The organism is Pseudomonas sp. Pseusp97 (genome assembly GCF_047304025.1).
In the GTDB taxonomy this organism is placed as follows: Bacteria; Pseudomonadota; Gammaproteobacteria; order Pseudomonadales; family Pseudomonadaceae; genus Pseudomonas.
Genome location: NZ_JBGLYK010000015.1, coordinates 32,922 through 53,822, shown reverse-complemented (window position 1 = coordinate 53,822; position 20,901 = coordinate 32,922). Strand labels below are relative to the sequence as shown.

The following is a 20,901-nucleotide window of genomic DNA, read 5'->3' as shown; positions in this document are numbered from 1 at the left end:
CTGCTGGCCGCAGGTGCCCGGCTTCCAGCAGCAGGTGAGCGCCTACTACCAGGCGGTGTTCGCCCTCGGCCGCAAGCTGTTCGACGGCTTCGCCCTGGCGCTGGGCCTGGAGGAGGGCTACTTCGACCCGCTGGTGAGCCGGCCGCCGTCGAAACTGCGGCTGATCCATTACCCCTTCGATGGCGAAGCGCAGGATGCCCCGGGCATCGGCGCCCATACCGACTACGAGTGCTTCACCATCCTGCATGCCACGCAGCCGGGCTTGGAAGTGATGAACGAGGACGGCGAGTGGATCGACGCGCCGCCGGTGCCGGGAGCCTTCGTGGTGAACATCGGCGACATGCTGGAGGTGATGACCAACGGCGCCTTCGTCGCCACTGCGCACCGGGTCCGCACGGTGCGCGAGGAGCGCTACTCGTTCCCGCTGTTCTACGCCTGCGACTACCACACGCAGATCCGTCCGCTGCCGCAGTTCGACAACGGCGCCCAGGACTACGAAACCATCGCCATCGGCGAGCACATGTGGAGCCAGGCGCTGCAGACCTACAGCTACCTGCGCCGCAAGGTCGCCGACGGTGAGCTGGCACTGCCGGAGCGGGCGCGCAAGCCGTCCAGCTTCGGCCACCTGAAAAAACAGACGCAGCCTTCCTGAAGCCGCGCGCAACCCTAGACTGGAGCAATCACGATGCTGAAAACCACCCGCACTCTCCTGGCCGCCGCCGTTGTCGGCGCCGCCCTGCTGGGTACCCTGCAGACCGCCAGCGCCGCCCTGACCGCCACGCCGGGGCAGTTCAAGGTCGGCATGGAAATCACCTATCCGCCCTTCGAGTCCTACGACGGCGACAAGGTGGTAGGTTCCGACCCCGAGCTGGCCGAGCTGCTGGCCAAGCACCTGGACCTCAAGGCGAGCTTCGTCAACACCAAGTTCTCCGGGCTGATCCTGGGCCTGAACGCCGGCCACTTCGACGCAGTGATCTCCGGCATGTACGTCACTCCCGAGCGCACCGCCCAGGCCCTGGCGATCCCCTACGCGCAGACCGGCGCAGCCATCATGGTCCCGGCCGACAGCAGCGAGCGCCCGGCGAAGCCCGAAGACCTCTGCGGCAAGAAGATCGGCCTGGAGAAGGGCACCACCTGGGTGCCGAAGTTCGAGGAGCTGTCCAAGACCTACTGCGTCCCCAACGGCAAGGGCGCCATCAGCGTGAGCGAGTACCCGTCCGCGCCGGAAGTGACCCAGGCGCTGTTGTCGAAGAACGTCCAGGCCCAGGTGGAGATTTCCGGCGCCGCGCACATGATCGCCGAGCGCTCCAAGGGCCGCGTGGTCGTCAGCTCCAGCGAGCTGATCTACAAGCAGACCCTGGGCATGTACGTGAAGAAGGGCAATCAGGAGCTGTACGACGCACTCAAGACCGCCTTCCAGAAGACCAAGGACAGCGGCGAATTCGCTGCCCTGCTGAAGAAGTACGCTCTCGAAGAAGCCCCGGCGACCGAGTGATCCGCTTCAACGCAACATGAAAGACGGGGCCGGCCTCGCGCCTGGCCCCGTTCGCCGAGGTTCCCATGCAGTTCGACTGGTCCTACTTCTTCTCCCTTTTCTCCCTGCCGGATTTCTGGAAGGCCTGCGTCACGGTGATCGAGCTGAGCACCCTGACCTGGCTGATCGGCATGGTCCTGGGCTTCTTCCTCGCCTGCGCCAAGCTCTCCGGCTCGCGCTGGCTGCGTGCGCCGACGGCGCTGTACATCTGGTTCTTCCGCAGCGTGCCGCTGCTGGTGCTGGTGGTCTTCGTCTACAACCTGCCGCAGCTGTTCCCGGCCAGTGGCGTGCTGCTGTCCAATCCGTTCATCTCCGGCCTGCTGGCCCTGGTGCTGACCGAAGCGGCGTACATGGCCGAGATCCATCGCGGCGGCCTGATTTCCGTGGCCAAGGGCCAGAAGGAAGCCGGTCGCGCCCTGGCCATGGGCGGCATCGGCATCCAGCGCCTGATCGTCATTCCGCAGGCGTTCCGTATCTCGCTGCCGACGCTGATCAACGAGTACGTCACCGTGGTCAAGCTGACCTCGCTGGTCTCGGTGATCTCCCTCACCGAGCTGCTGCAGGTCGGCGAGCGCCTCTATGCGCAGAATTTCCTGGTGATGGAAACCCTCTCGGCGGTGGCCATCTACTACGTGCTGATCGTCACCCTGTTCGGCTGGGGCCTGCAGTACCTGGAGCACCGCCTGGACCTCAACGCCCGCAAGCCGGAAGCCCTGGCCGTTGATGCCCTGGAAAGCCTGCGCAAGACCCTCCCGGCAACCCCCGTGGCCAGCCGTGAAGCCGCCCCGGCGGGTGCGCCGCCGGCGCTGCGGCTCAAGGGCATCCGCAAGAGCTACGGCACCCACGAAGTACTCAAGGGCGTCGACCTGAGCGTGGGCAACGGCGAGGTGGTGTCGGTCATCGGCCCGTCCGGCTCCGGCAAGACCTCGCTGATTCGCACCGTCAACGGCCTGGAGGGCATCGACGGCGGCGCCACCGAACTGTTCGGCAAACCCTACATCGAGGCCGGCAAGCCGGACCCGGCGCGCCTGCGCGAGGGCGTGCAGCACATCGGCATGGTGTTCCAGAACTTCAACCTGTTCCCGCACCGCACCATTCTCGACAACGTCACCCTGGCGCCGCGCTTCCACGGTCTGACCGGGCGCGACATCTGCGAGCAGAAGGCCCTCGCGCTGCTGGACAAGGTCGGCCTGCTGGCCCATGCCAACAAGTACCCGCACCAGCTTTCCGGCGGCCAGCAGCAGCGCGTGGCCATTGCCCGCGCGCTGGCCATGGCGCCGGCGATCATGCTCTTCGACGAGCCGACCTCGGCGCTGGACCCGGAGCTGGTGGGCGATGTGCTCAACGTCATCCGCGACCTGGCGAAGGAGGGCATGACCATGGTGATCGTCACCCACGAGATGGACTTCGCCCTGTCGATTTCCGACCGGGTGATCTTCATGGAGCACGGTCAGGTGCAGGTCGACGCCGCACCGGCGAGCATCCGCAATGGCGACTGCGGCGAGCGGGTGATGCGTTTCATCGGTCTGGAGCGCCAAACCGGGCAGGACCAGGCGCAGCAGCGGGCGTTCCTCGCCGGCTGACGCCGAACGCCCTGGCGGAGGGAGCGCCGGAATGCCAGGTCGGGCCAGGGGCTTGCGCGAGGCAGGTGGTCAGCCTGGCTCGCTGTGTCTCGTCGACACCTGGCGGGCATCCCGGCGCACGGCCTGCGGAGGGACGCCGAAGCCTCGCAGGAAGGCTTCGCGCAGGTGGCGGCGATCGCGAAAGCCCGTTTCCCGCGCAACCACATCCAGAGAATGGCGGCTCTGCTCGATCATCAGGCGGGCGGCCTCCAGCCTCAGCCCTTCGATGGCCTTGGCAGGCGACTGCCCGGTTTCGGCGGTGAACACGCGGGTGAATTGCCGGGGACTGAGGTGCGCCACTTCGGCCAGTTGCTCGACGCCCAGGGGTTGCTTCAGGTGCTGGCGCGCGTAGTTCAGCGAACTCTGGATACGGTCGGACTTGGGGGCCAGATCGAGCATTTCGGAGTGCTGCGACTGCCCGCCGGAGCGGTGCTGGTGCATGACCAGCTTGCGCGCCACCGAGCGAGCCACGTCCGCTCCCAGATCCTTCTCCACCATGCCGACGGCGAGGTCCAGGCCAGCCGTCATCCCGGCCGAAGTCCAGAAGGGACCGTCGACGATGTAGATGCGATCTTCCTCGACCGTGACCTCCGGGTGGCGATTCTGCAGAGCCTGGGCGTAGGCCCAGTGGGTTGTGGCGCGGCGCCCGGCGAGCAGTCCGGCTTCGGCGAGGACGAAACCGCCGGTGCAGATGCCGACGGTGCGTCGTGCCTGGTCGCCAGCCTTGCGGACAAACTCGAGCACGGCGGGGGAGGTTGCGCACTCCACCGGGTTGTTCACCCCGACCACTATCCAGGTGTCAGCCAGACCCGGCGCCTGCAGGGGGCGGGTCTCGATCGCCAGCCCCATTGAAGAGCGGACGAGGCCCCCGGAAGGCGAGAAGTAGCCGATGCTGTAGGCGGGCTCGCCGACGACCAGATTGGCGAATTCGAAGACCGTCTGGGTTGCCAGGGAGAGCACCTGGAAGCCGTCGGTCACCAGATAGCCGATGCGATGCATGAGGGTTTCTCGTATGTCCTGAATCACTACCTTATACGTCATTTGAGATATGGCCAAGTCGCTGCATCCTGAACTCCAGTTCCCCCCACCCCCCTGGAGCATCGACATGACTCAATCCCGTCCCGGTACTGCACTGATCACTGGCGCTTCGTCCGGCATCGGTGCCATCTACGCAGAACGCCTGGCCCGGCGCGGCCACGACCTGATCCTGGTGGCCCGCAATCGCGGTCGCCTGAATGCCCTGGCCAAGCGCTTGAGCGATGAGACCGGTCGCTCGGTCGAAGTGCTCGTCGCCGACCTGGCCGACAGGGCCGATCTTGCGAAGGTCGAGGAAGTGCTTCGAGCCGACGCCAGTATTTCCCTGTTGGTGAACAACGCCGGTATCGGCGCGACGCGCCCCTTGCTGGAGTCCAACGTCGACAGGCTCGAAGAGCTGCTGACGCTCAATGTGAATGTGCTGACGCGCCTGACCTACGCGGCCGTGCCTGGCTTCGTCGCTCGTGGCCGCGGCACGCTGATCAACATTGCGTCCATCGTTGCCATCGCCCCGGAGGTGCTGAACGGCGTGTACGGCGGCTCCAAGGCATTCGTTCTCGCCTTCAGCCAATCGCTGCGCCATGAGCTCGCGGACAAGAACGTCAAGGTCCAGGTGGTGTTGCCGGGGGCGACCGCCACCGACTTCTGGGGCATCGCCGGCACCCCGCTGGAGCACCTGCCCGGGGCTATCGTGATGAAGGCGGAGGATATGGTGGATGCGGCCCTGGCGGGGCTCGACCAGGGTGAGTTCGCCACCATTCCGGCGCTGCCGGAGATCGCCGACCTCAACGAATACGAGGCCGCGCGCCAGAGGCTGATGCCCAACCTGTCGCGCAGTGAGCCGGCTGCTCGCTACCAGGGCTGAACGCGGATAGCTCGGCCATGCCGCCGACGGCACGACCAGGGTGCAGCGGCCGTGTCGCCGCGCCGTTGCACCGACGTGTCCACCCGGCAGCGATCATCGACCTGCTGTAAGGTTGCCTAGGACCCTGTCTACCCGACAGGGTCCCAGCTACCCGGCCAAGCAGGACAGGAGATCGGAAGTGCCGCAACGCCAGCCGCGAGACACAGGTCGCACCGCATTTGTTGCCGACACCACGGCGCTGATCCTGTTCTTCACCACGACGGGGATCATCAATGAAAGATTCCTTGCCGGCATGACCTGGGAGCAGGTACTTCACGCGCGGCTCCTGGGGGCCGTGCTGATGGTTCCGGTTGCGCGGCCTTACGGCCTCTGGCGCGATTGGGTGATGAGGCGAGCCACTGACGGTCGGCTGTCCAGAGTGTTATGGGACAGTGTGGCCCTGTTGAGTTTCCAGGTGCCCCTCTATGCGGCGATCATTGCCAGCAGTGGGGCATCGGCAGGCGGCCTGGTGCGCGGCACGCTGGGCGCCGCGGTGATGATGCTCCTGCTGGGCCGGCCCTATGGCGTATTTCTCAACTGGATACGCAGGCTTTTCGGGTTGCCGGCCGGTGGCGAAAAGCCCATGTCGCTGAACAGTTGAGCAGCATTCATCGGGCTTATTCCTGCCCATTGCGCGGTGAATGATCCGTAACGCTCCTTGACCTTAAATCTAACTTCAACCTTAGGGTTCCACGCAGACAACGCCACCCGATCGGGTGTGCGAACGCTGGCTCCGGTTCCGCGAGTCAGCCTCAGACGCGGAGAACCCACGATATGAAATTCGCTTCACTTGTCCTTGCTTGCGGCCTGGCTCTTGGCGCCGCCGCTCTGCCTGCCCTGGCTGCAGAGCCCAACGACTCAGCGGCCGCCAAAGCCTCGACGACGATTGCCGGGCAAGTGATCCCCGTCGTGGCAGGAGGGTTGTACGACCGTTACCACTCCAACCCGCCGCTGTCGGTGATTGCCCGGGAAGCTCCGCAGATCGACCTGAGCTGGTTCAAGAGCTTGACGAAGACCAGGGTCGATATGGGCTTCGAGTCCTACTCCCCGAACTTCTACTACGACAACAGTCGCATCACGGCGGTTTTCACCGCCGACCTGGACAGGCTCCGGGAGCTGATGCCGGCCAAGGTGCTGGAGCAGGTGCAGCCGCTGCAGATCTGGCCGGGGCGCGGTGTGGTTGCCCTGACGGCCTATGCCTATCACTACTGCGATAACGACAGTTACAACGAAATCGCCTTGTCTATCGTTACCAACAAGCCCGGCAGCAGCAACCTGGGGCCCATCAGCCTGGTCAGCCAGTCGATGCGCAAGGACCTGTGGGGCTACGTGTTGAAGCTGCCGGTCAACACGGAGCTGGCCAGAGTGCGCGGGGTAGTCGGCTACAACCTGCCCAAATGGCTGACGCCTATCGACTATCGCGAAACGGACAAGTCGGTGGTCGTGACCATCAGCGACAGCCAGACCGGGAAGGTCGACGTGACCCTGGAAACCGCGAAGCTTGCCGATCTGTCGCAGGAGGTGGAACTGGTGACCAACAGCTTCACCAACCTCGACCACAAGGCAGAGCTCAGCTACGGCTACGCGGTCTCGCGGCAGCAGCGCCACGCCTCCACCACCAGCTCGGATGCCGTCAGGCTGAGCCTGAGCGACGGCAGCCTGTCGACCTACATCAAGTCGCTGAAGCTGGGCTCGATGCTGAAGTACGAATACGTGCCGCAGTTCCAGAGTGCGCTGTATGCGCCGGCACCGCTGCAGACCATTCTGCCGCGCGAATAAGAGCTGGGCCCAGGGTCCCGCTGAGGAAATCGCATGCAAAGCATCCTCGGCGCCACCGGCCAGATTGCGAATCCAATTGAAAGGGAGGCCGCCATGCCCCGTCGCATTCTTCATGTCGTGTCCAACGTGGCGCACTTCGACAACCCGGCCGAGCCAACCGGCTTGTGGCTGTCGGAGCTGTCCCATGTCTTCGACCTCTTCGCGGCGCAAGGCTACGAGCAGCGTCTGGTGAGCCCCCGGGGCGGGATAACGCCGCTGGAGCCACGCTCACTCAAGTGGCCCAATGCCGATGCATCAACCCGGCACTGGCTGGCTGACCCGGCCCGCATGGCCTTGCTCTCGAACACCGCCTCGCCGGAGGTGCTGGATGGCAAGGACTACGATGCCATTTATTTCACCGGTGGACATGCAGTGATGTACGACTACCCGGACGATGCGGGACTGCAACGCCTGACTCGCGAAGTCCATGAGCACGGCGGCATCGTTGCGTCCGTCTGCCATGGTTACTGCGGGCTGCTGAACACCCGGCTGTCGGACGGTTCCTTGCTCGTCGCAGGGCGACGCGTGACGGGCTTCACCTGGACGGAGGAAATCCTCGCGGGAGTGGCCAGGCAGGTGCCGTACAACGCCGAGGAGGAAATGAAGCGCAGGGGCGCTCGCTTCGAAAAGTCGCTGGTGCCCTTCACCCCCAAGGCGGTGGTGGACGGCCGCCTGGTCACGGGGCAGAACCCGCAGTCCGCCAAGGTCACTGCAAGGCGGGTCATCGCCGTGCTGGAGGCCTGAGGGCTTCCGATAGGGAGCAAGCGCTGGCGGTCTGCTGCCGTGCCCCTGACACATTATTGACCTTCAAGTGGAATTCAATCCTAGAGTAACTGAACAGCGATGCGTTGATGTCGACCCGGCCATGGCCGAGGTCGCGCTGACGCTGTGATTCGCCTGAAGGAGGTTTCGCAGGCCGCTGGTCGTCCCTGCAAGGAGGAGCAACCGCGGAACAGTCCGTACGGGAGGGCGCAGTGGTATTGGCCCGGAGTCATCTTCCGGCGCCTTTCGCTCCCGGTCCGGCCTAGGGAAGGAACGGAACTCCCGGCTGTCGCCGGGTATCGATCTACACAAAATTTGGAGATACGAACATGGGATATGTCACTACCAAAGACGGTGTCGAGATCTTCTACAAGGATTGGGGCCCCAGGGACGCCCCGGTCGTCCACTTCCACCACGGCTGGCCGCTCAGCGCCGACGACTGGGACGCCCAGATGCTGTTCTTCCTGGCGAACGGCTTCCGGGTCGTTGCTCACGACCGGCGGGGACATGGCCGATCCACCCAGGTGTGGGACGGGCACGACATGGACCACTACGCGGACGACGTGGCGGCGGTAGTCAATCACCTCGGGACCCAGGGGGCCGTGCATGTCGGCCATTCGACCGGCGGCGGGGAAGTCATCCACTACATCGCCCGCCACGGTGAGGCCCGCGTGTCCAAGGCCGCGATCATCAGCGCGGTTCCGCCGCTGATGGTCAAGACGCAGAACAATCCCGGCGGTCTGCCCAAGGAGGTCTTCGACGACCTGCAGGCCCAGCTCAAGGCCAACCGTGCCCAGTTCTATTACGACGTCCCGGCGGGACCTTTCTACGGGTACAACCGCCCGGGTGCGAAGGCTTCCGAAGGCATCATCTGGAACTGGTGGCGCCAGGGCATGATGGGCTGCGCCCAGGCCCATTACGATGGCATCGTCGCGTTCTCGCAGACGGACTTCACCGAGGACCTCAAGGGCATCTCGATCCCCGTGCTGGTAATGCATGGGGATGACGACCAGATCGTTCCGTATGAGGATTCAGGCCCGCTCTCGGCGAAACTGCTCAAGAACGGCACGCTCAAGACCTACGCGGGCTTCCCCCACGGGATGCCGACCACCGAGGCCGAGACCATCAACGCGGATCTGCTGGCCTTCATCCGCGGGTAGGGAAGGGGGAGCCGGGTAGTCCTGGCTCCCTTCATCAGGTCCCTGGTTGGTGGATAACGACCCATAGCGGACGGAGGGATTAGTCATGGATCGGCGTCACTGAGATCGATCAAGAACCTCGTAAACCAACTCTGCTTCCCGAAACGTGGCTCGCCACTCTAACAAGCCTGCACGCGGCTCGCAGAGCAAGCGGACAGTGCGGCCAGCTTTGGAATCCCAGGTCTCTTCCACGACAGCAGCATCGCCAGACGCTGGCGTCCGTGTGTTCAACCAGTCAGAGAAAACAGCCGAAGATTGGTCAACCTCCATCAGCCTTACGGTATCGCCCTTGGCGAGTGTCATGTCGTCTTCCTTGGAGTCTCTTCTCTGAATGAACTCTACGATGGCTGGAGACCGTCTGCTTCTGGGCGGTAGCCGCCGCCGCCCCACGAACGACTGGCTCCGAATCTGACCTGAACTCCAATCGTCGCGCGCTCGGTATGAGTCGGCTCCCGGGCTGGGGGCTTCACGATCCCGTCGCCAAAAATACGACAGTTGCCGTATGGGTTGGCCGTGTCTGGCTGGGTATCTTGCGACGGCTCGTTCCATGCCATCGCGGACACAAGTGAGATTGAAGCTGTCCTGCATGATTGAGGAGCTACAAGCCTCCTGACAGCCTTCGCTTGCAAATTATTTCAGCACTCGAGCCGCTCTAGGGCGGCAGTTCCGGAATCAGCAGAGGCAGCAATCCCGAGAGAATATGGCCAGATGATATTGGGCAGGCATTGATTTGATATATCTTCTTCGGCGCCAGCCCATTCGGTTTCGGTGGGGAGTCGTCTCTCAAGTCACAAGGAAGTGCTCGCGATGAACCATGTCTTTGCGTTGGTTTGGAATGCCTCGTTGGGTTGCTGGACTGTCACTCACGAATTCAGCAAGCGCTGCCGAAAGGGCTCCCGACGCCTCGGCAAGCGGGCATTGCCAACCCTGCTGCTGGGTGCTGCGTTCGCCCAACCAGCCCAAGCTACCTGTACGCTCAACAGCAGTACTGTCACCTGTAGCGGTGTCCCGACCGTGCCGCTGTTTCTCAATGACTACAGCAGTGCCACCAGCGGTCTGACGCTCAACGTCAACTCGGGCGCGCAGATGAACGCGACGCTGGGGGGGAAGGTCTTCAACCTGACCGGAGCCAATATCAACCTGAACAACGCCGGCACCATCGACCCGGCGTTGCTGGGGTATGTTTCGGTCCTTAGCGGCGGTGCGTTCATTGGCAGTGGTGCCACCAGTACGGTGAGCGTGGCCAACACTGTCAGCGGGATCATTCGCGGCACCGGCATGCGGTTCGGACAGAACCTGACCAGCATCGATGGTCTGGCTATAGCCGTGAACAACTCGCTGGCGGGCACTACGACCCTCACCAACGACGGCACTATTACCTCCACCGCGCTGTCGAGCAGCGGGGCCACCCTGGCCGATACCCCTGTGGTCGGGGTCTATGGTGGATCGCAAGTCAACATGACCAACACCGGCACGATCAATGGCCGGGTGGCGTTCGAGACGTCGGCGGGCGGCAACGTATTCACCAACGCCGGCAGCATCACTGGCAGCGTGTCGATGGGGGCGGGCAGCACCAACACCTTCTACGCAATCACCGGTTCGAGCGTCAGCGTCGGTGACGGCGTCCAGACCACTCAGGGACTTGGCGGCCTGATTGGCGTCAACCTGACCTTCGCCCCGACCGGGACGATCGAAGGCGGCGCAGGCGGTAACAACACACTAATCCTGCAAAACACCATCGGCCCTGACCTCGGTGGCGGCACCGCCGGCATTGGCACGGCATCCAACGCGACGTACGTCAACTTCAACAACCTGACCCTCAACAGCGGCACCTGGACTCTGCTGGGGCCGTTGGTCAGTGGTTCGACCACGCTCAATGGCGGTGTCGCGCAGTTCAATGACAACGCCACGTTCGGCAGCGGTGTGCTGTGGTCCAACGGCGGAGTCCTTGAGGCCAGCAATGCCGGACTTTCGCTGGCCAACCAGATCAACCTGGGCGCGGGCGGCCTGACCCTGCAGGGGGTCAATGGCATGTCCCTGAACGGGGTGATTTCCGGTTCCGGCGGCCTGACCAAGATAGGCAGCGGGCAGATCAACCTCAACGGAAACAACACCTACAGCGGCAATACCGTGCTCAACGGCGGTGTGGTTCAGGTCGGCAACAACCAGGCGTTCGGCATCGGCGGAGTCACGGTTGGCGGCTCTTCGAGCATTTCAGCGACGAGCCCGGTTTCGTTGAACAACACGATGACCCTCAACAGCACCCTGACTGCAACCGGCACCGGTGCGCTGACCCTCGGCGGCGTGATCAGTGGTGGCAGCAACCTGATCAAGACCGGCTCTTCGACCCTGACCCTGACCGGCAATAACACCTACACCGGATCTACATCGCTGAACGCCGGGACACTGGTCGTGGGCTCCAACACCGCCCTCGGCACCGGCGTGCTCAATGCCGGCAACAACACCACGCTGAATGCCAGCACCGCGACCAGCCTGGCCAACAACGTCAACCTCGGTGGCAACCTGACCATCGCCGGCAGCAACGCGCTGACGCTCGCTGGCGTGGTCTCCGGTGTCGGTGGCCTGACCAAGAGCGGCCCGGCCGACCTGATTCTCAACGGTGCCAACACCTACTTCGGCAACACCGCACTCAACGTGGGCAAGCTGATCGTCGGCAGCAATTCCGCGCTCGGCAGCGGTGCATTGAACGCAGCGGCCGGCACCACGCTGGATACCAACAGGGCTGTCAGCCTGGGAAACCAGGTCAACCTGGCTGGGGCGATGAACATCGGTGGCAATGCAGACCTGACCCTCACCGGGACTGTCGCCGGGGCCGGCCGTCTGGTGAAAAACGGCGCGGCCAACCTGTATCTGAACGGCGCCAATGCCTATATCGGAGGCACCACTCTGAACGCAGGCACGCTGACCCTGGGCAACAGTAGCGCACTCGGCTTCGGTGCGCTGACCGTCGGCGGGGCAGCGACCCTGGACAGCAGCTCCGGACTGGTCAGCGTGGGCAATGCGGTCGTTCTCAATGCTGCGTTGAGCGTCGGCGGCACGCAGGATCTGACCTTGGGCGGCGTGCTGACTGGAATCGGCCAACTGGTGAAGAACGGCGCCTCCAAGCTGACCCTCAACGGCGTCAACACCTACAGCGGCGGCACCACGCTCAATGCGGGTACGCTGACAATGGGCAATGCGGGTGCCCTGGGCACCAGCGCCCTGACGGTTGGCGGCGCAGCGACACTGGAAAACACCAGTCCTCTCAGCCTCGCTAACGACATTACGCTCAACGCCGACCTGGCTCTGGCCGGCAGCAACAACCTGACGCTCAACGGTGTGATCAGCGGAGCCGCCAACCTGACCAAGAACGGACTGAGTGATCTGACACTCAGTGGTAACAACACCTTCTCCGGTGCACTGAACATCGCCTCAGGTAGCGTCACCACCCTGAGCAGCGGGGCGTTGGGCAACACTTCCGGCGCCAATATCGGAGCCGGCGCCATTCTCAATCTAGGCAGCAGCGCGAGCCTCAGAGGCCTGAGCGGCAGCGGTGATGTATTGATCGGAGCGGGCAACACCCTGACCCTGGGTGGCCAGAGCACCTCCAGCACTTTCGATGGCGCTCTCGGCGGTATCGGTGGTCTGAACAAAGTCGGCACCGGTACGCTGAGCCTCACCGGCACCAACGGCCTTACCGGCATCACCACTGTCAGCGGCGGCACCCTGAACCTCAGCGGTTCGCTGGCCAGTGCCCAGGTCAACGTCAATTCCGGCGCGAGCCTGACTGGCAGCGGTTCGATTCTCGGTAACCTCAACGTCAACGACGGAGGCCACCTGGCCTTGTCCTGGGGCAACACGCTGTCTGCCGCGTCGCTGACTCTGGGCACCAACAGCAATCTCGATGCGAACCTCGCGACGCCATCGACTACGTCGCTGATGAACATCGGTGGCAACCTGACCCTCGACGGTAACCTCAACGTCACCGATGCCGGCGGCTTCGGCGTCGGTGTCTACCGCATGTTCACCTACACCGGGGCGCTGACCGACAACGGCTTGACTGTCAGCAGCGTGCCCGTTGGTTATGGCCTGGGCGACATCCTCGTGCAGACCCTCGGCAACCAGGTCAACCTGGTGGTGTCGGCACCGAACACCAACCTGCGTTTCTGGGACGGTAGCCAGGCGATCGTCAATGGCAACGTGGATGGCGGCACTGGCACCTGGAATGCCGGCGGTACCAACTGGACCAATTCCAACGGTACGATCAACCAGACCTGGGCCGACGACTTCGCAGTCTTCCAGGGCACGGCCGGCACGGTGTCGGTCAACGGCACGCAACTGTTCACCGGGATGCAGTTCCTCACCGATGGCTACAACGTGGTCAACGGCTCGTCTGGGTTGCTGACCGCCGTCAACGGCACTGGTGGTACCACGGCGATGCGGGTTGATCCGGGCGTGACTGCCACGGTCGGCGTGAACATCAACGGCAGCGGCATCCTCAACAAACTCGACGCCGGCACTCTGGTGCTCAACGGCGCCAACAGCTACACCGGAGGCACGCAACTGGACGGCGGCACCCTGGTTGTCGGCAGCAACACCGCACTGGGCACTGGCGCGTTGATCGCCAATGCCGGCACGCGACTCGACAGCAACACCGCCGTGACCCTGGCCAACGCTGCCACACTGAATGGCAACCTCACCGTGCTCGGCAGGAATGCCCTGACCCTCAACGGTGTCATTTTCGGCACCGGCGGCTTGATCAAGAACGGATCGGCCAGCCTGACCCTCGGCGGCAACAACGCTTTCCTCGGGCCGGTGGCACTGAACGCGGGCGGGCTGGTTCTGGCGTCGAACAGCGCGCTGGGCTCGGCCACCCTGAACGCGGCGAACGGCACCACCCTGGATGCCAGCGGCGCCTTCACGGCGGGTAACGCGATCAACCTGGCGGGCAACCTCGGCATCGTCGGCAGCAATGATCTGACGCTCAGCGGCGCCATCAACGGCGTCGGCAGCCTGACCAAGAATGGCGCGGCCAACCTGATCCTGAGCAGGGCCAACAATTTCCTCGGTGGCATCACTCTTGATGCCGGCACCCTGACCGCCGGCAGCAACGGCGCCCTCGGTCTGGGCAACCTGACCGTGGCCGGAGCCTCGTCGCTGGACAGCAACACTTCGGTGTCGCTCGGCAACAACGTGCTGCTCAACGCCACCCTGACCAATGTTGGCACCCACAACCTGACCCTGGGCGGCGTGCTCGTTGGCAACGGTGCGCTGATCAAGAACAGCGCTGCCAACCTGACCCTCAATGGCAGCAATACCTTCCGCGGCGGTACTACGCTCAAGGCGGGTACGCTGACACTGGGATCGAGCACAGCCTTGGGTAACGGCGCATTGACCGTGGCGGGTGATGCGACCCTCGACACCAGCGCACCGCTGAACCTGGCAAACGACATCAACGCCAACGCCAACCTCGGTGTGGCAGGTAGCAACAACCTGACGCTGAGCGGCGTGCTTTCCGGGGCGGGGACTCTCACCAAGAACGGCACAGCCGACCTTACGCTGACCGGCAACAACACCTTCAGCGGCACCTTCAATGTGCAGTCCGGTAGTCTCACGACCCTGGGCAATACAGCGCTGGGAAGCAACGCCGGCGTCAATCTCGGCAATGCAGCGACACTCAATCTCGGCGGCTCGGGCAGCCTCGCCAGCCTGACTGGCAGCGGCACCGCACTGGTCGGCTTCGGCAAGACCCTGAGCATCGGCAGCAACAACGCCAGCAGCCTTTTCGACGGCGTGCTCACCGGCAGCGGCGAACTGAGCAAACTCGGCACCGGTACGCTGACCCTGACCGGCATCAACAGCCTGACCGGCAACGCCACGGTCAACGCCGGCACCTTGAATGTCAGCGGCTCGCTGGACAGCGCCAGTGTGCTCGTCAACAGTGGCGGCACTCTGGCCGGCAGTGGCTCGCTCGGCGGGGCTGTAACCGTGGCGGATGGCGGGCACCTGGCCGGCGCCACCGGCAGTACCCTGTTGGTGAATTCCCTGGCATTCAACGCCAACTCCAACTTCGATATCGGACTCGGCGCACCGACCTCCGGTAGCGGCAACGCGCTGGTCAGCGTCGGCGGTAACCTGACCCTCGACGGCACCCTCAATGTCAGCGATATCGGCGGCTTCGGCAACGGTGTGTACCGCCTCTTCGACTACGCCGGCAGCCTGATTGACAACGGTATGCTCCTCGGCAGCCTGCCGGGTGGCGCCACTCCCGGCGATCTGGCTCTGCAAACCGCGCTGGCCAATCGGGTCAACCTGCTGGTGTCCATGCCGGGCACCACCGTGCAGTTCTGGGACGGCAGCCAGCTGGCCGCCAACGGTTCGGTGGATGGCGGTAGTGGTACCTGGGGTACCGGCACCAGCAACTGGACCGACGTCAACGGCACCACCAACCAGGCCTGGGCCAACAGCTTTGCGGTGTTCCAGGGCACGGCCGGCACGGTGACGATCAACGGAACACAAACCGCCAACGGCATGCAGTTCGTCACCGACGGCTATCGCCTGCAGGGCGGCACGGCCGGGGCGTTGAGCCTGGTCAACGGCTCGCTGGGCAACGCGGCGATTCGCGTCGATCCCAATGCTACGGCGACCATCGATGTAGAACTTACCGGTACCGCCTCGCTGGGCAAATACGACAGCGGCACCCTGGTTCTCAACGGTGCCAACAGCTACACCGGCGGCACCGCGCTCAATGGCGGTACGCTGGTGCTGGGCAACGCCGGCGCCCTGGGCAGCGGCGGCCTGACCGCCGCCAACGGCACTACCCTGGACACCAGCGCGGCGCTGGCCCTGGGCAACGCGGTCGTCCTGGATGGCGGCCTGGCCCTGGCCGGCAGCCACGACCTGACCCTGAACGGCGATGTCAGCGGCAACGGCTCGCTGACCAAGAACGGCAGCGGCACCCTGGCCCTCAACGGCGCCAACACCTACAGCGGCGGTACCCGGCTCAATGGCGGCACGCTGCTTCTGGGTAACGCCGGCGCCCTGGGCAGCGGTAGCCTGAACGCCGCCGGCGGCACCACGCTGGACAGCAGCGCCGCGCTGACGCTGGGTAATGCCATCACGCTCGCCGGCGAACTGACTCTAGCCGGCAGCAATGAACTGGGCCTGGCCGGTGTCATCAGCGGCACCGGCTCGCTGACCAAGCAGGGCGCCAGCAACCTGACGCTGAGCGGCGACAACAGCTTCAGCGGCGCGCTGAACATCCTCGGCGGCAGCCTGATCCTGAACGGCAACAATGCCCTGGGTAATGCCAGCCTGAACGTCAGCGATATCGCTACCGCCAGCGTGGGGGGCACTACCGTGCTGGGCGCCCTGAGCGGTAACGGCACTATCACGCTGGCCTCGGGCAGCGAGTTGCAGGTCGGCAGCAACAATGCCAACAGTGTCTACGAGGGCAGCCTCAATGGCCCGGGTAGCCTGAGCAAAACCGGCACCGGCAAGCTGGTGCTGAACGGCCGGTCAAGCGTCGCTGGCGGCACCCTGGTCAACGCCGGCAGCCTGATCATCGGCGGCGCGGCTGGCAGCACGGCGAGCCTGGCCAGCGACGTGCAGGTCGCCAACGGCGCACTGCTCGGCGGCCACGGCAATATCATTGGCCGTGTCGACCTCGCCAGCGGAGCAACGCTCAATCCGGGCAACTCCATCGGCACGCTGCACGTGGACGGCAACGTGAACCTGGCCGTCGGATCGAACCTGGAGATCGAAGCCAACCCGGACGGCAGCTCGGACCGGCTCATCTCCACCGGCGCCGTCAATCTGAATGGCGCCAATCTCAAAGTACTCGCCGGTGCCGGCGACTGGGCGCCCAGCACCTCCTACGGCATCATCCAGGCCGCCTCGCTCAACGGCACCTTCACCGGTGTCAGTAGCAATCTGGCATTCCTCACCCCGGAGCTGGCTTACAGCGCCACCGGCGTGGAGCTGACCCTGGAGCGCAACGACGTCAGCTTCATCTCCGCGGGCCGTAGCTACAACCAGCGCTCAGCCGCCGCCGGCGTCGAATCGCTCGCAACAGGCACGCTGTACAACGCCATCAGCGTGCTCACCGTCGAGCAGGCTCAAGCCGCCTACGACAGTCTTTCCGGCGAACTGCATGCCAGCACCCAGGGGGCGCTGTTCGACGACAGCCGCTATGTGCGCGATGCCATTGGCCAACGCCTGCGTGCGGCTCAAGGGCAGGCCTCGACCGACGCCATCCTGCATACCGACGCCGACAGTGGCATGACCTTCTGGCTGCAGGGCTACGGCGGCTGGGGCGACACCAGCGGCAACAGCAACACGGCGCGCCTGGATCACGACAGCCGCGGCACCCTGCTGGGCATCGACCTGCCGGTGGGCGACAACTGGCGCGTCGGCGTCGCGGCTGGCTATGGCACCAGCAAGCTCGACCTCGACGCTCGCAGTTCCTCGGCCGAGATCGACAGCACTTCGCTGACCCTGTTCGCCTCCGGCCAGTGGGATGCCCTGAACCTGCGCGTCGGCGCCTCGCACGCGTGGAACGACATCGACAGCAGTCGCCACGTGCAGGTCGGTAGCCTCGCCGAGCACGACAAGGCCAGCTACGACGCCAACACCACGCAAGTCTTCGGCGAACTGGGTTACGCCATCGCCGCTGGCGACTTCACCCTGGAACCTTTCGCCGGTCTGGCACACGTCAAGGTCGACAGCGACAGCTTCAAGGAACACGGCGGCAGCACCGCGCTGCGTGGCAACAGCGAGGAGGACGATGTGACCTACGGCACCCTCGGCCTGCACGCCTCCACGGCGCTGACCACTGTGGGCTCGGTGCCACTTGCGCTGCAGGGGGCTCTAGGCTGGCAACATGCGTTCGACGACCTCGATCCGAAGCGCCAGTTGTCGTTCGCCGGCGGCGATGCGTTCACCGTCACGGGCACGCCACTGGCGCAGGACACCGCGCTGGCGCAGTTAGGCGTCACCGCGCAGGTTGCCAGTGGCACCACGGTGGACCTGGGTTACTCCGGGCAGTTCGGCGATGGCTATAAGGACAACGGTATTCGCCTGGGGCTGAACGTGAGCTTCTAACCCCCCTTTCTTACAGCAGGCGGTAATGCCTTGGGTTGGGGTTGCCGCAGGCTCTCTTCGTGAGAGGAGAGCCGTCGCGTAGATTAGCTATCCAGCGTTGCAGGGGGGAGCCAACATGACTGATAGCAACCTGCGTTTCGAGTCCGATGTCTGCTATCGACCATAGCGGAATTCCGTAGCATTCAGCGATCATACGTCTTCGTGTGGCAAAGCTACGCAAGCTTGGTTTATGGAAAAACCGAATGGAAAACACGCGTTCAACAAACTCTGAAGTTCGGAATTGCGCTTTGATGTCTGCCTTTCCCGCAGTGCCCTCGTCGCTGACTTGATTCATCCCAGCACTGCCTCCCATCAGGGCTCTCAGGTCCTGTTGCAGGGCGAGTTAATGAATATCCCATACCGAGTTCACCACGAGTATGGCGATGCGTTGGATCTTCGATTTGACGGTGCTTTAGCAACAATACATGCATGCATCATGACTCGGCACCATGATGGCCATTTACGTCAACGCTATGTGAGGCATTTGGTTGCCTCATCCGAGCCTTGGGTTATTCCATTCGTCTTTCATCTCTGTGGCGAGTATGTAGCTGAAATCCTTTGCGAGATTGAGGCGAGCTTACCGTCGATGGATCAGAGCGCTTACGCAGCGTTCTTTCGCGAAAATCCAATGTTTTTCAAACGATCACAGGATCGGATGATCAGTTACTGGGACTGTTACTACCGAGGGGGCAGTCTGCGGAAACTCGATTACGTCGGGTTTCGGGTATTTAATCAATTCCGCCGATGGGGCGCTGTCAGTCTCTGACGCGTTGGGCGCAAATGAGTGAGACATCCATCGTATGTCCGCTTCTGGCCGTTAATTGCCCCTTGCACCAGCCGTCCCCAAGCGAACTGAAGCAGCACACCGGCGCTGTTGCTTTCAATGGCAATGCTGGTTCCGGTATTCCCCGGGGGTCATGCCCGTCCAGGCCTTGAAGGCCCGCAGGAATGAATTGGCATCCTGAAAACCAATGAGGAAGGAGATTTCTCCTGGAGAAATGGTCGAGCGGGAGAGGTAATGACGGGCCAGGCTTGCCCGAGTGTCGTCAAGCACCTCCTGATAGCTCAGGGCCTCGTCCGCCAGGTGGCGTTGCAGTGAGCGTTTGCTCATCGCCAGACGCGCGGAAATATCCTGGATGCTGCTCCGGCCGCTGGGCAGCATGTCCAGCAGTGCACTGCGTACCCGTTCGCGCGTGCTGGCTCCGGTCTCCAGCATCGACAGCCTCGTCTGCAGTTCCGGCTCGAAGAACTGCCACATGGCGACGTTCTCGGTGAGAAACGGGCGGGTCGCATCTTCTGCCGAGAAGCGAATCCGGTTGCGACTGCCTCGCTGCAGACGGCACCCGAGGAATTCTTCGCAAGGCCGGGCCAGGCCCGGTAGCACCACCAGCTCCGCCTCTGTTGGAACGATGTCCTGCCGCGTGGCAAGACGCGCCAGGTGGGTGAGGAATACCAGCTCCATGGCGCAGAGGCTGCGCGGTAACGGGCGGTCATAACCGTAGCATTCGATGAAGACCTCCGTGTGCGTGTCGCGGACGAAGACGTCCAGCGCCAGGGGACCGCAGAGTCGCTTGTATTCGGCAAGCCGAGTGAGGGCGACATTGAGATTCGGGCTGCACAGGCAGGCGAAAAGAGGCGGATCGAAAGCCTCGACCGAAATGGCGCCGCCAAGCCGCAGAGGCAGCTGCGATTCGCCGACCAACTGTTCGAGGCCAACAAAAAGCCGGAAGTATTCAGGCGGGGATAAGGTTGCATCCTTGCGGCTGAACAGGTCGGCGGGTAGCTCGGCCAGGGTCAGCAGATCTCCGGCGGCTATTCCCAGATCGGCGATAATCAGCTTCCATCCGGGATGCACGGCAAAATGCCTGGCTTGCTTCATGGTCGAGATGTCCCTTGGAGTCGGGTTGCTGGCGGGCACTGGGAATCTGGGCGGCAGGTCAGCGGGCCGGCTTGAACGTCCGGCACCCGAGCCTGGCTCAGGATGTCTTCTCCATCGCCTGCCGCGACACCTTGAGCACCGTTCTGCGAGGCAACAGAGGAACGATCCAGTCGAGCATGAGCCGCAACTTGCATTCATTGAAGGCTACCAGCTCACCTCGTTCCATCGCCTTGTATCCGCACTGCGCCACGGATTCCGCCGTCCTGGCATTCTTCCAGACATCGACGCCCTGCAGGTCACCCGCCGCGACGAACCCGGTGGCTACCGCACCCGGACACAATACCGTGGCCGTCACGCCGTACTCCCTTACCTCCTCGGCGATGGCCTGGGTGAAGGAGGTGACGTAGGCCTTGGTTGCGTAGTACACCGCCTGCAGCGGGCCGGGCATGAACGATGCGGTCGACGAGACGTTCAGGATGCGCCCGCGCCTGCGCGCAATCATGCCCTTGAGGTAATGATGGGTCAGCGAAGTAAGGGTCGCCATGTTCACCCGCATCATGGCCTGGTCAGCGCCGAGATCGCGTTCGACGAACTTTCCGTGCCCGCCGAAGCCTGCGTTGTTGATCAGGACATCGATGGCCAATCCCAGGGACTCAGTGGCTCTGAAGATGCGATTCGCTGCGTCCGGATCGGCCAGATCTTCCGCGATTACGTAAGTCTTCACGCCGTGCTGCGCCTGGAGTTCCCGCTTTATGGCCTCCAACTTGTCGCGCGAACGCGCCACCAGCACGACATCGCCACCCTGGCTTGCATGGATGCGCGCCAGTTCCAGTCCGATACCGCTCGAGGCTCCGGTAATCAATGCAGTCCGGGATTCCATGACATCTCCTGTTTTACGATCAAACCAATGGGGTAGGGAGATGCTAAGGGGCGCTTGGCAAAGCAGCACTAGCGCATCGCGCCAGGTCTAATTCCGATCATGCCAATCTGGCGGAACCTCTCACGGT

General features: G+C 63.7%; 13 protein-coding genes and 1 pseudogene. 10 read left to right on the top strand and 4 right to left on the bottom strand.

Annotated features, from left to right (window positions below; all coding sequences use genetic code 11):
- The 3 genes from ACCC94_RS05335 to ACCC94_RS05325 all read left to right on the top strand — a co-directional run.
- A partial coding sequence (locus tag ACCC94_RS05335; RefSeq protein WP_413348349.1) for an isopenicillin N synthase family dioxygenase occupies positions 1 to 652 on the top strand: 652 nt, incomplete at its 5' end.
- A 33-nt stretch (positions 653 to 685) separates the two neighbouring features.
- Positions 686 to 1,495 carry an ABC transporter substrate-binding protein gene (locus ACCC94_RS05330; protein ID WP_413348348.1) on the top strand — a complete coding sequence of 270 codons (810 nt, stop codon included), beginning with the start codon at positions 686 to 688 and terminating at the stop codon, positions 1,493 to 1,495.
- Between the two features lie 65 nt (positions 1,496 to 1,560).
- A complete protein-coding gene (locus ACCC94_RS05325; protein ID WP_413348347.1) occupies positions 1,561 to 3,117 on the top strand; it encodes an amino acid ABC transporter permease/ATP-binding protein in 1,557 nt (518 codons plus the stop codon).
- Between the two features lie 69 nt (positions 3,118 to 3,186).
- On the opposite strand, the gene ACCC94_RS05320 is transcribed toward ACCC94_RS05325, so the two are convergent.
- On the bottom strand, positions 3,187 to 4,155 hold the full coding sequence (locus tag ACCC94_RS05320; protein ID WP_413348346.1) for a GlxA family transcriptional regulator: 969 nt from the start codon (positions 4,153 to 4,155) through the stop codon (positions 3,187 to 3,189).
- A gap of 106 nt (positions 4,156 to 4,261) precedes the next feature.
- Here ACCC94_RS05320 and ACCC94_RS05315 point away from each other — a divergent pair, with 106 nt between their 5' ends.
- The 5 genes from ACCC94_RS05315 to ACCC94_RS05295 all read left to right on the top strand — a co-directional run bounded on the left by ACCC94_RS05315 (position 4,262) and on the right by ACCC94_RS05295 (position 8,835).
- On the top strand, positions 4,262 to 5,056 hold the full coding sequence (locus ACCC94_RS05315; protein ID WP_413348345.1) for an SDR family NAD(P)-dependent oxidoreductase: 795 nt from the start codon (positions 4,262 to 4,264) through the stop codon (positions 5,054 to 5,056).
- 178 nt (positions 5,057 to 5,234) lie between these two features.
- Positions 5,235 to 5,696 (top strand): L-alanine exporter AlaE, encoded by a 462-nt coding sequence (gene alaE / locus ACCC94_RS05310; RefSeq protein WP_413348344.1) that lies wholly within the window; start codon positions 5,235 to 5,237, stop codon positions 5,694 to 5,696.
- Between the two features lie 173 nt (positions 5,697 to 5,869).
- On the top strand, positions 5,870 to 6,874 hold the full coding sequence (locus tag ACCC94_RS05305) for an acetoacetate decarboxylase (ADC) (protein ID WP_413348343.1): 1,005 nt from the start codon (positions 5,870 to 5,872) through the stop codon (positions 6,872 to 6,874).
- Positions 6,875 to 6,967: 93 nt separating this feature from the next.
- Complete coding sequence (locus ACCC94_RS05300; RefSeq protein ID WP_413348351.1) at positions 6,968 to 7,657, top strand: type 1 glutamine amidotransferase domain-containing protein; 690 nt, start codon at positions 6,968 to 6,970, stop codon at positions 7,655 to 7,657.
- A 347-nt stretch (positions 7,658 to 8,004) separates the two neighbouring features.
- Positions 8,005 to 8,835, top strand: a complete 831-nt coding sequence (locus tag ACCC94_RS05295) for an alpha/beta fold hydrolase (RefSeq protein ID WP_413348342.1) — start codon at positions 8,005 to 8,007, stop codon at positions 8,833 to 8,835.
- A gap of 96 nt (positions 8,836 to 8,931) precedes the next feature.
- Here ACCC94_RS05295 and ACCC94_RS05290 read toward each other — a convergent pair whose 3' ends face one another.
- Positions 8,932 to 9,177: a hypothetical protein gene (locus tag ACCC94_RS05290; protein WP_413348341.1), complete on the bottom strand. Its 246-nt coding sequence runs from the start codon at positions 9,175 to 9,177 to the stop codon at positions 8,932 to 8,934.
- A 504-nt stretch (positions 9,178 to 9,681) separates the two neighbouring features.
- Here ACCC94_RS05290 and ACCC94_RS05285 point away from each other — a divergent pair.
- A pseudogene (locus tag ACCC94_RS05285) lies at positions 9,682 to 9,810 on the top strand (ESPR domain-containing protein); the annotation flags it as partial.
- 78 nt (positions 9,811 to 9,888) lie between these two features.
- Positions 9,889 to 17,976 (top strand): autotransporter-associated beta strand repeat-containing protein, encoded by an 8,088-nt coding sequence (locus ACCC94_RS05280; protein WP_413348350.1) that lies wholly within the window; start codon positions 9,889 to 9,891, stop codon positions 17,974 to 17,976.
- A gap of 919 nt (positions 17,977 to 18,895) precedes the next feature.
- Here the strand turns inward: ACCC94_RS05280 and ACCC94_RS05275 are convergent.
- Together ACCC94_RS05275 and ACCC94_RS05270 are read right to left on the bottom strand one after the other, a co-directional pair.
- Entirely contained in the window at positions 18,896 to 19,894 is a 999-nt protein-coding gene (locus ACCC94_RS05275; RefSeq protein WP_413348340.1) for a helix-turn-helix domain-containing protein, read from the bottom strand.
- A 97-nt stretch (positions 19,895 to 19,991) separates the two neighbouring features.
- Positions 19,992 to 20,774 (bottom strand): SDR family NAD(P)-dependent oxidoreductase, encoded by a 783-nt coding sequence (locus ACCC94_RS05270; RefSeq protein WP_413348339.1) that lies wholly within the window; start codon positions 20,772 to 20,774, stop codon positions 19,992 to 19,994.
- Positions 20,775 to 20,901: the final 127 nt, after the last annotated feature.

Bases quoted from the DNA above. Each gene is read 5' to 3' on its own strand.
- ACCC94_RS05330 (WP_413348348.1), top strand. From the start codon at position 686: ATGCTGAAAACCACCCGCACTCTCCTGGCCGCCGCCGTTGTCGGCGCC.
- ACCC94_RS05325 (WP_413348347.1), top strand. From the start codon at position 1,561: ATGCAGTTCGACTGGTCCTACTTCTTCTCCCTTTTCTCCCTGCCGGAT.
- ACCC94_RS05320 (WP_413348346.1), bottom strand. From the start codon at position 4,155: ATGCATCGCATCGGCTATCTGGTGACCGACGGCTTCCAGGTGCTCTCC.
- ACCC94_RS05315 (WP_413348345.1), top strand. From the start codon at position 4,262: ATGACTCAATCCCGTCCCGGTACTGCACTGATCACTGGCGCTTCGTCC.
- ACCC94_RS05305 (WP_413348343.1), top strand. From the start codon at position 5,870: ATGAAATTCGCTTCACTTGTCCTTGCTTGCGGCCTGGCTCTTGGCGCC.
- ACCC94_RS05300 (WP_413348351.1), top strand. From the start codon at position 6,968: ATGCCCCGTCGCATTCTTCATGTCGTGTCCAACGTGGCGCACTTCGAC.
- ACCC94_RS05295 (WP_413348342.1), top strand. From the start codon at position 8,005: ATGGGATATGTCACTACCAAAGACGGTGTCGAGATCTTCTACAAGGAT.
- ACCC94_RS05290 (WP_413348341.1), bottom strand. From the start codon at position 9,177: ATGACACTCGCCAAGGGCGATACCGTAAGGCTGATGGAGGTTGACCAA.
- ACCC94_RS05275 (WP_413348340.1), bottom strand. From the start codon at position 19,894: ATGAAGCAAGCCAGGCATTTTGCCGTGCATCCCGGATGGAAGCTGATT.
- ACCC94_RS05270 (WP_413348339.1), bottom strand. From the start codon at position 20,774: ATGGAATCCCGGACTGCATTGATTACCGGAGCCTCGAGCGGTATCGGA.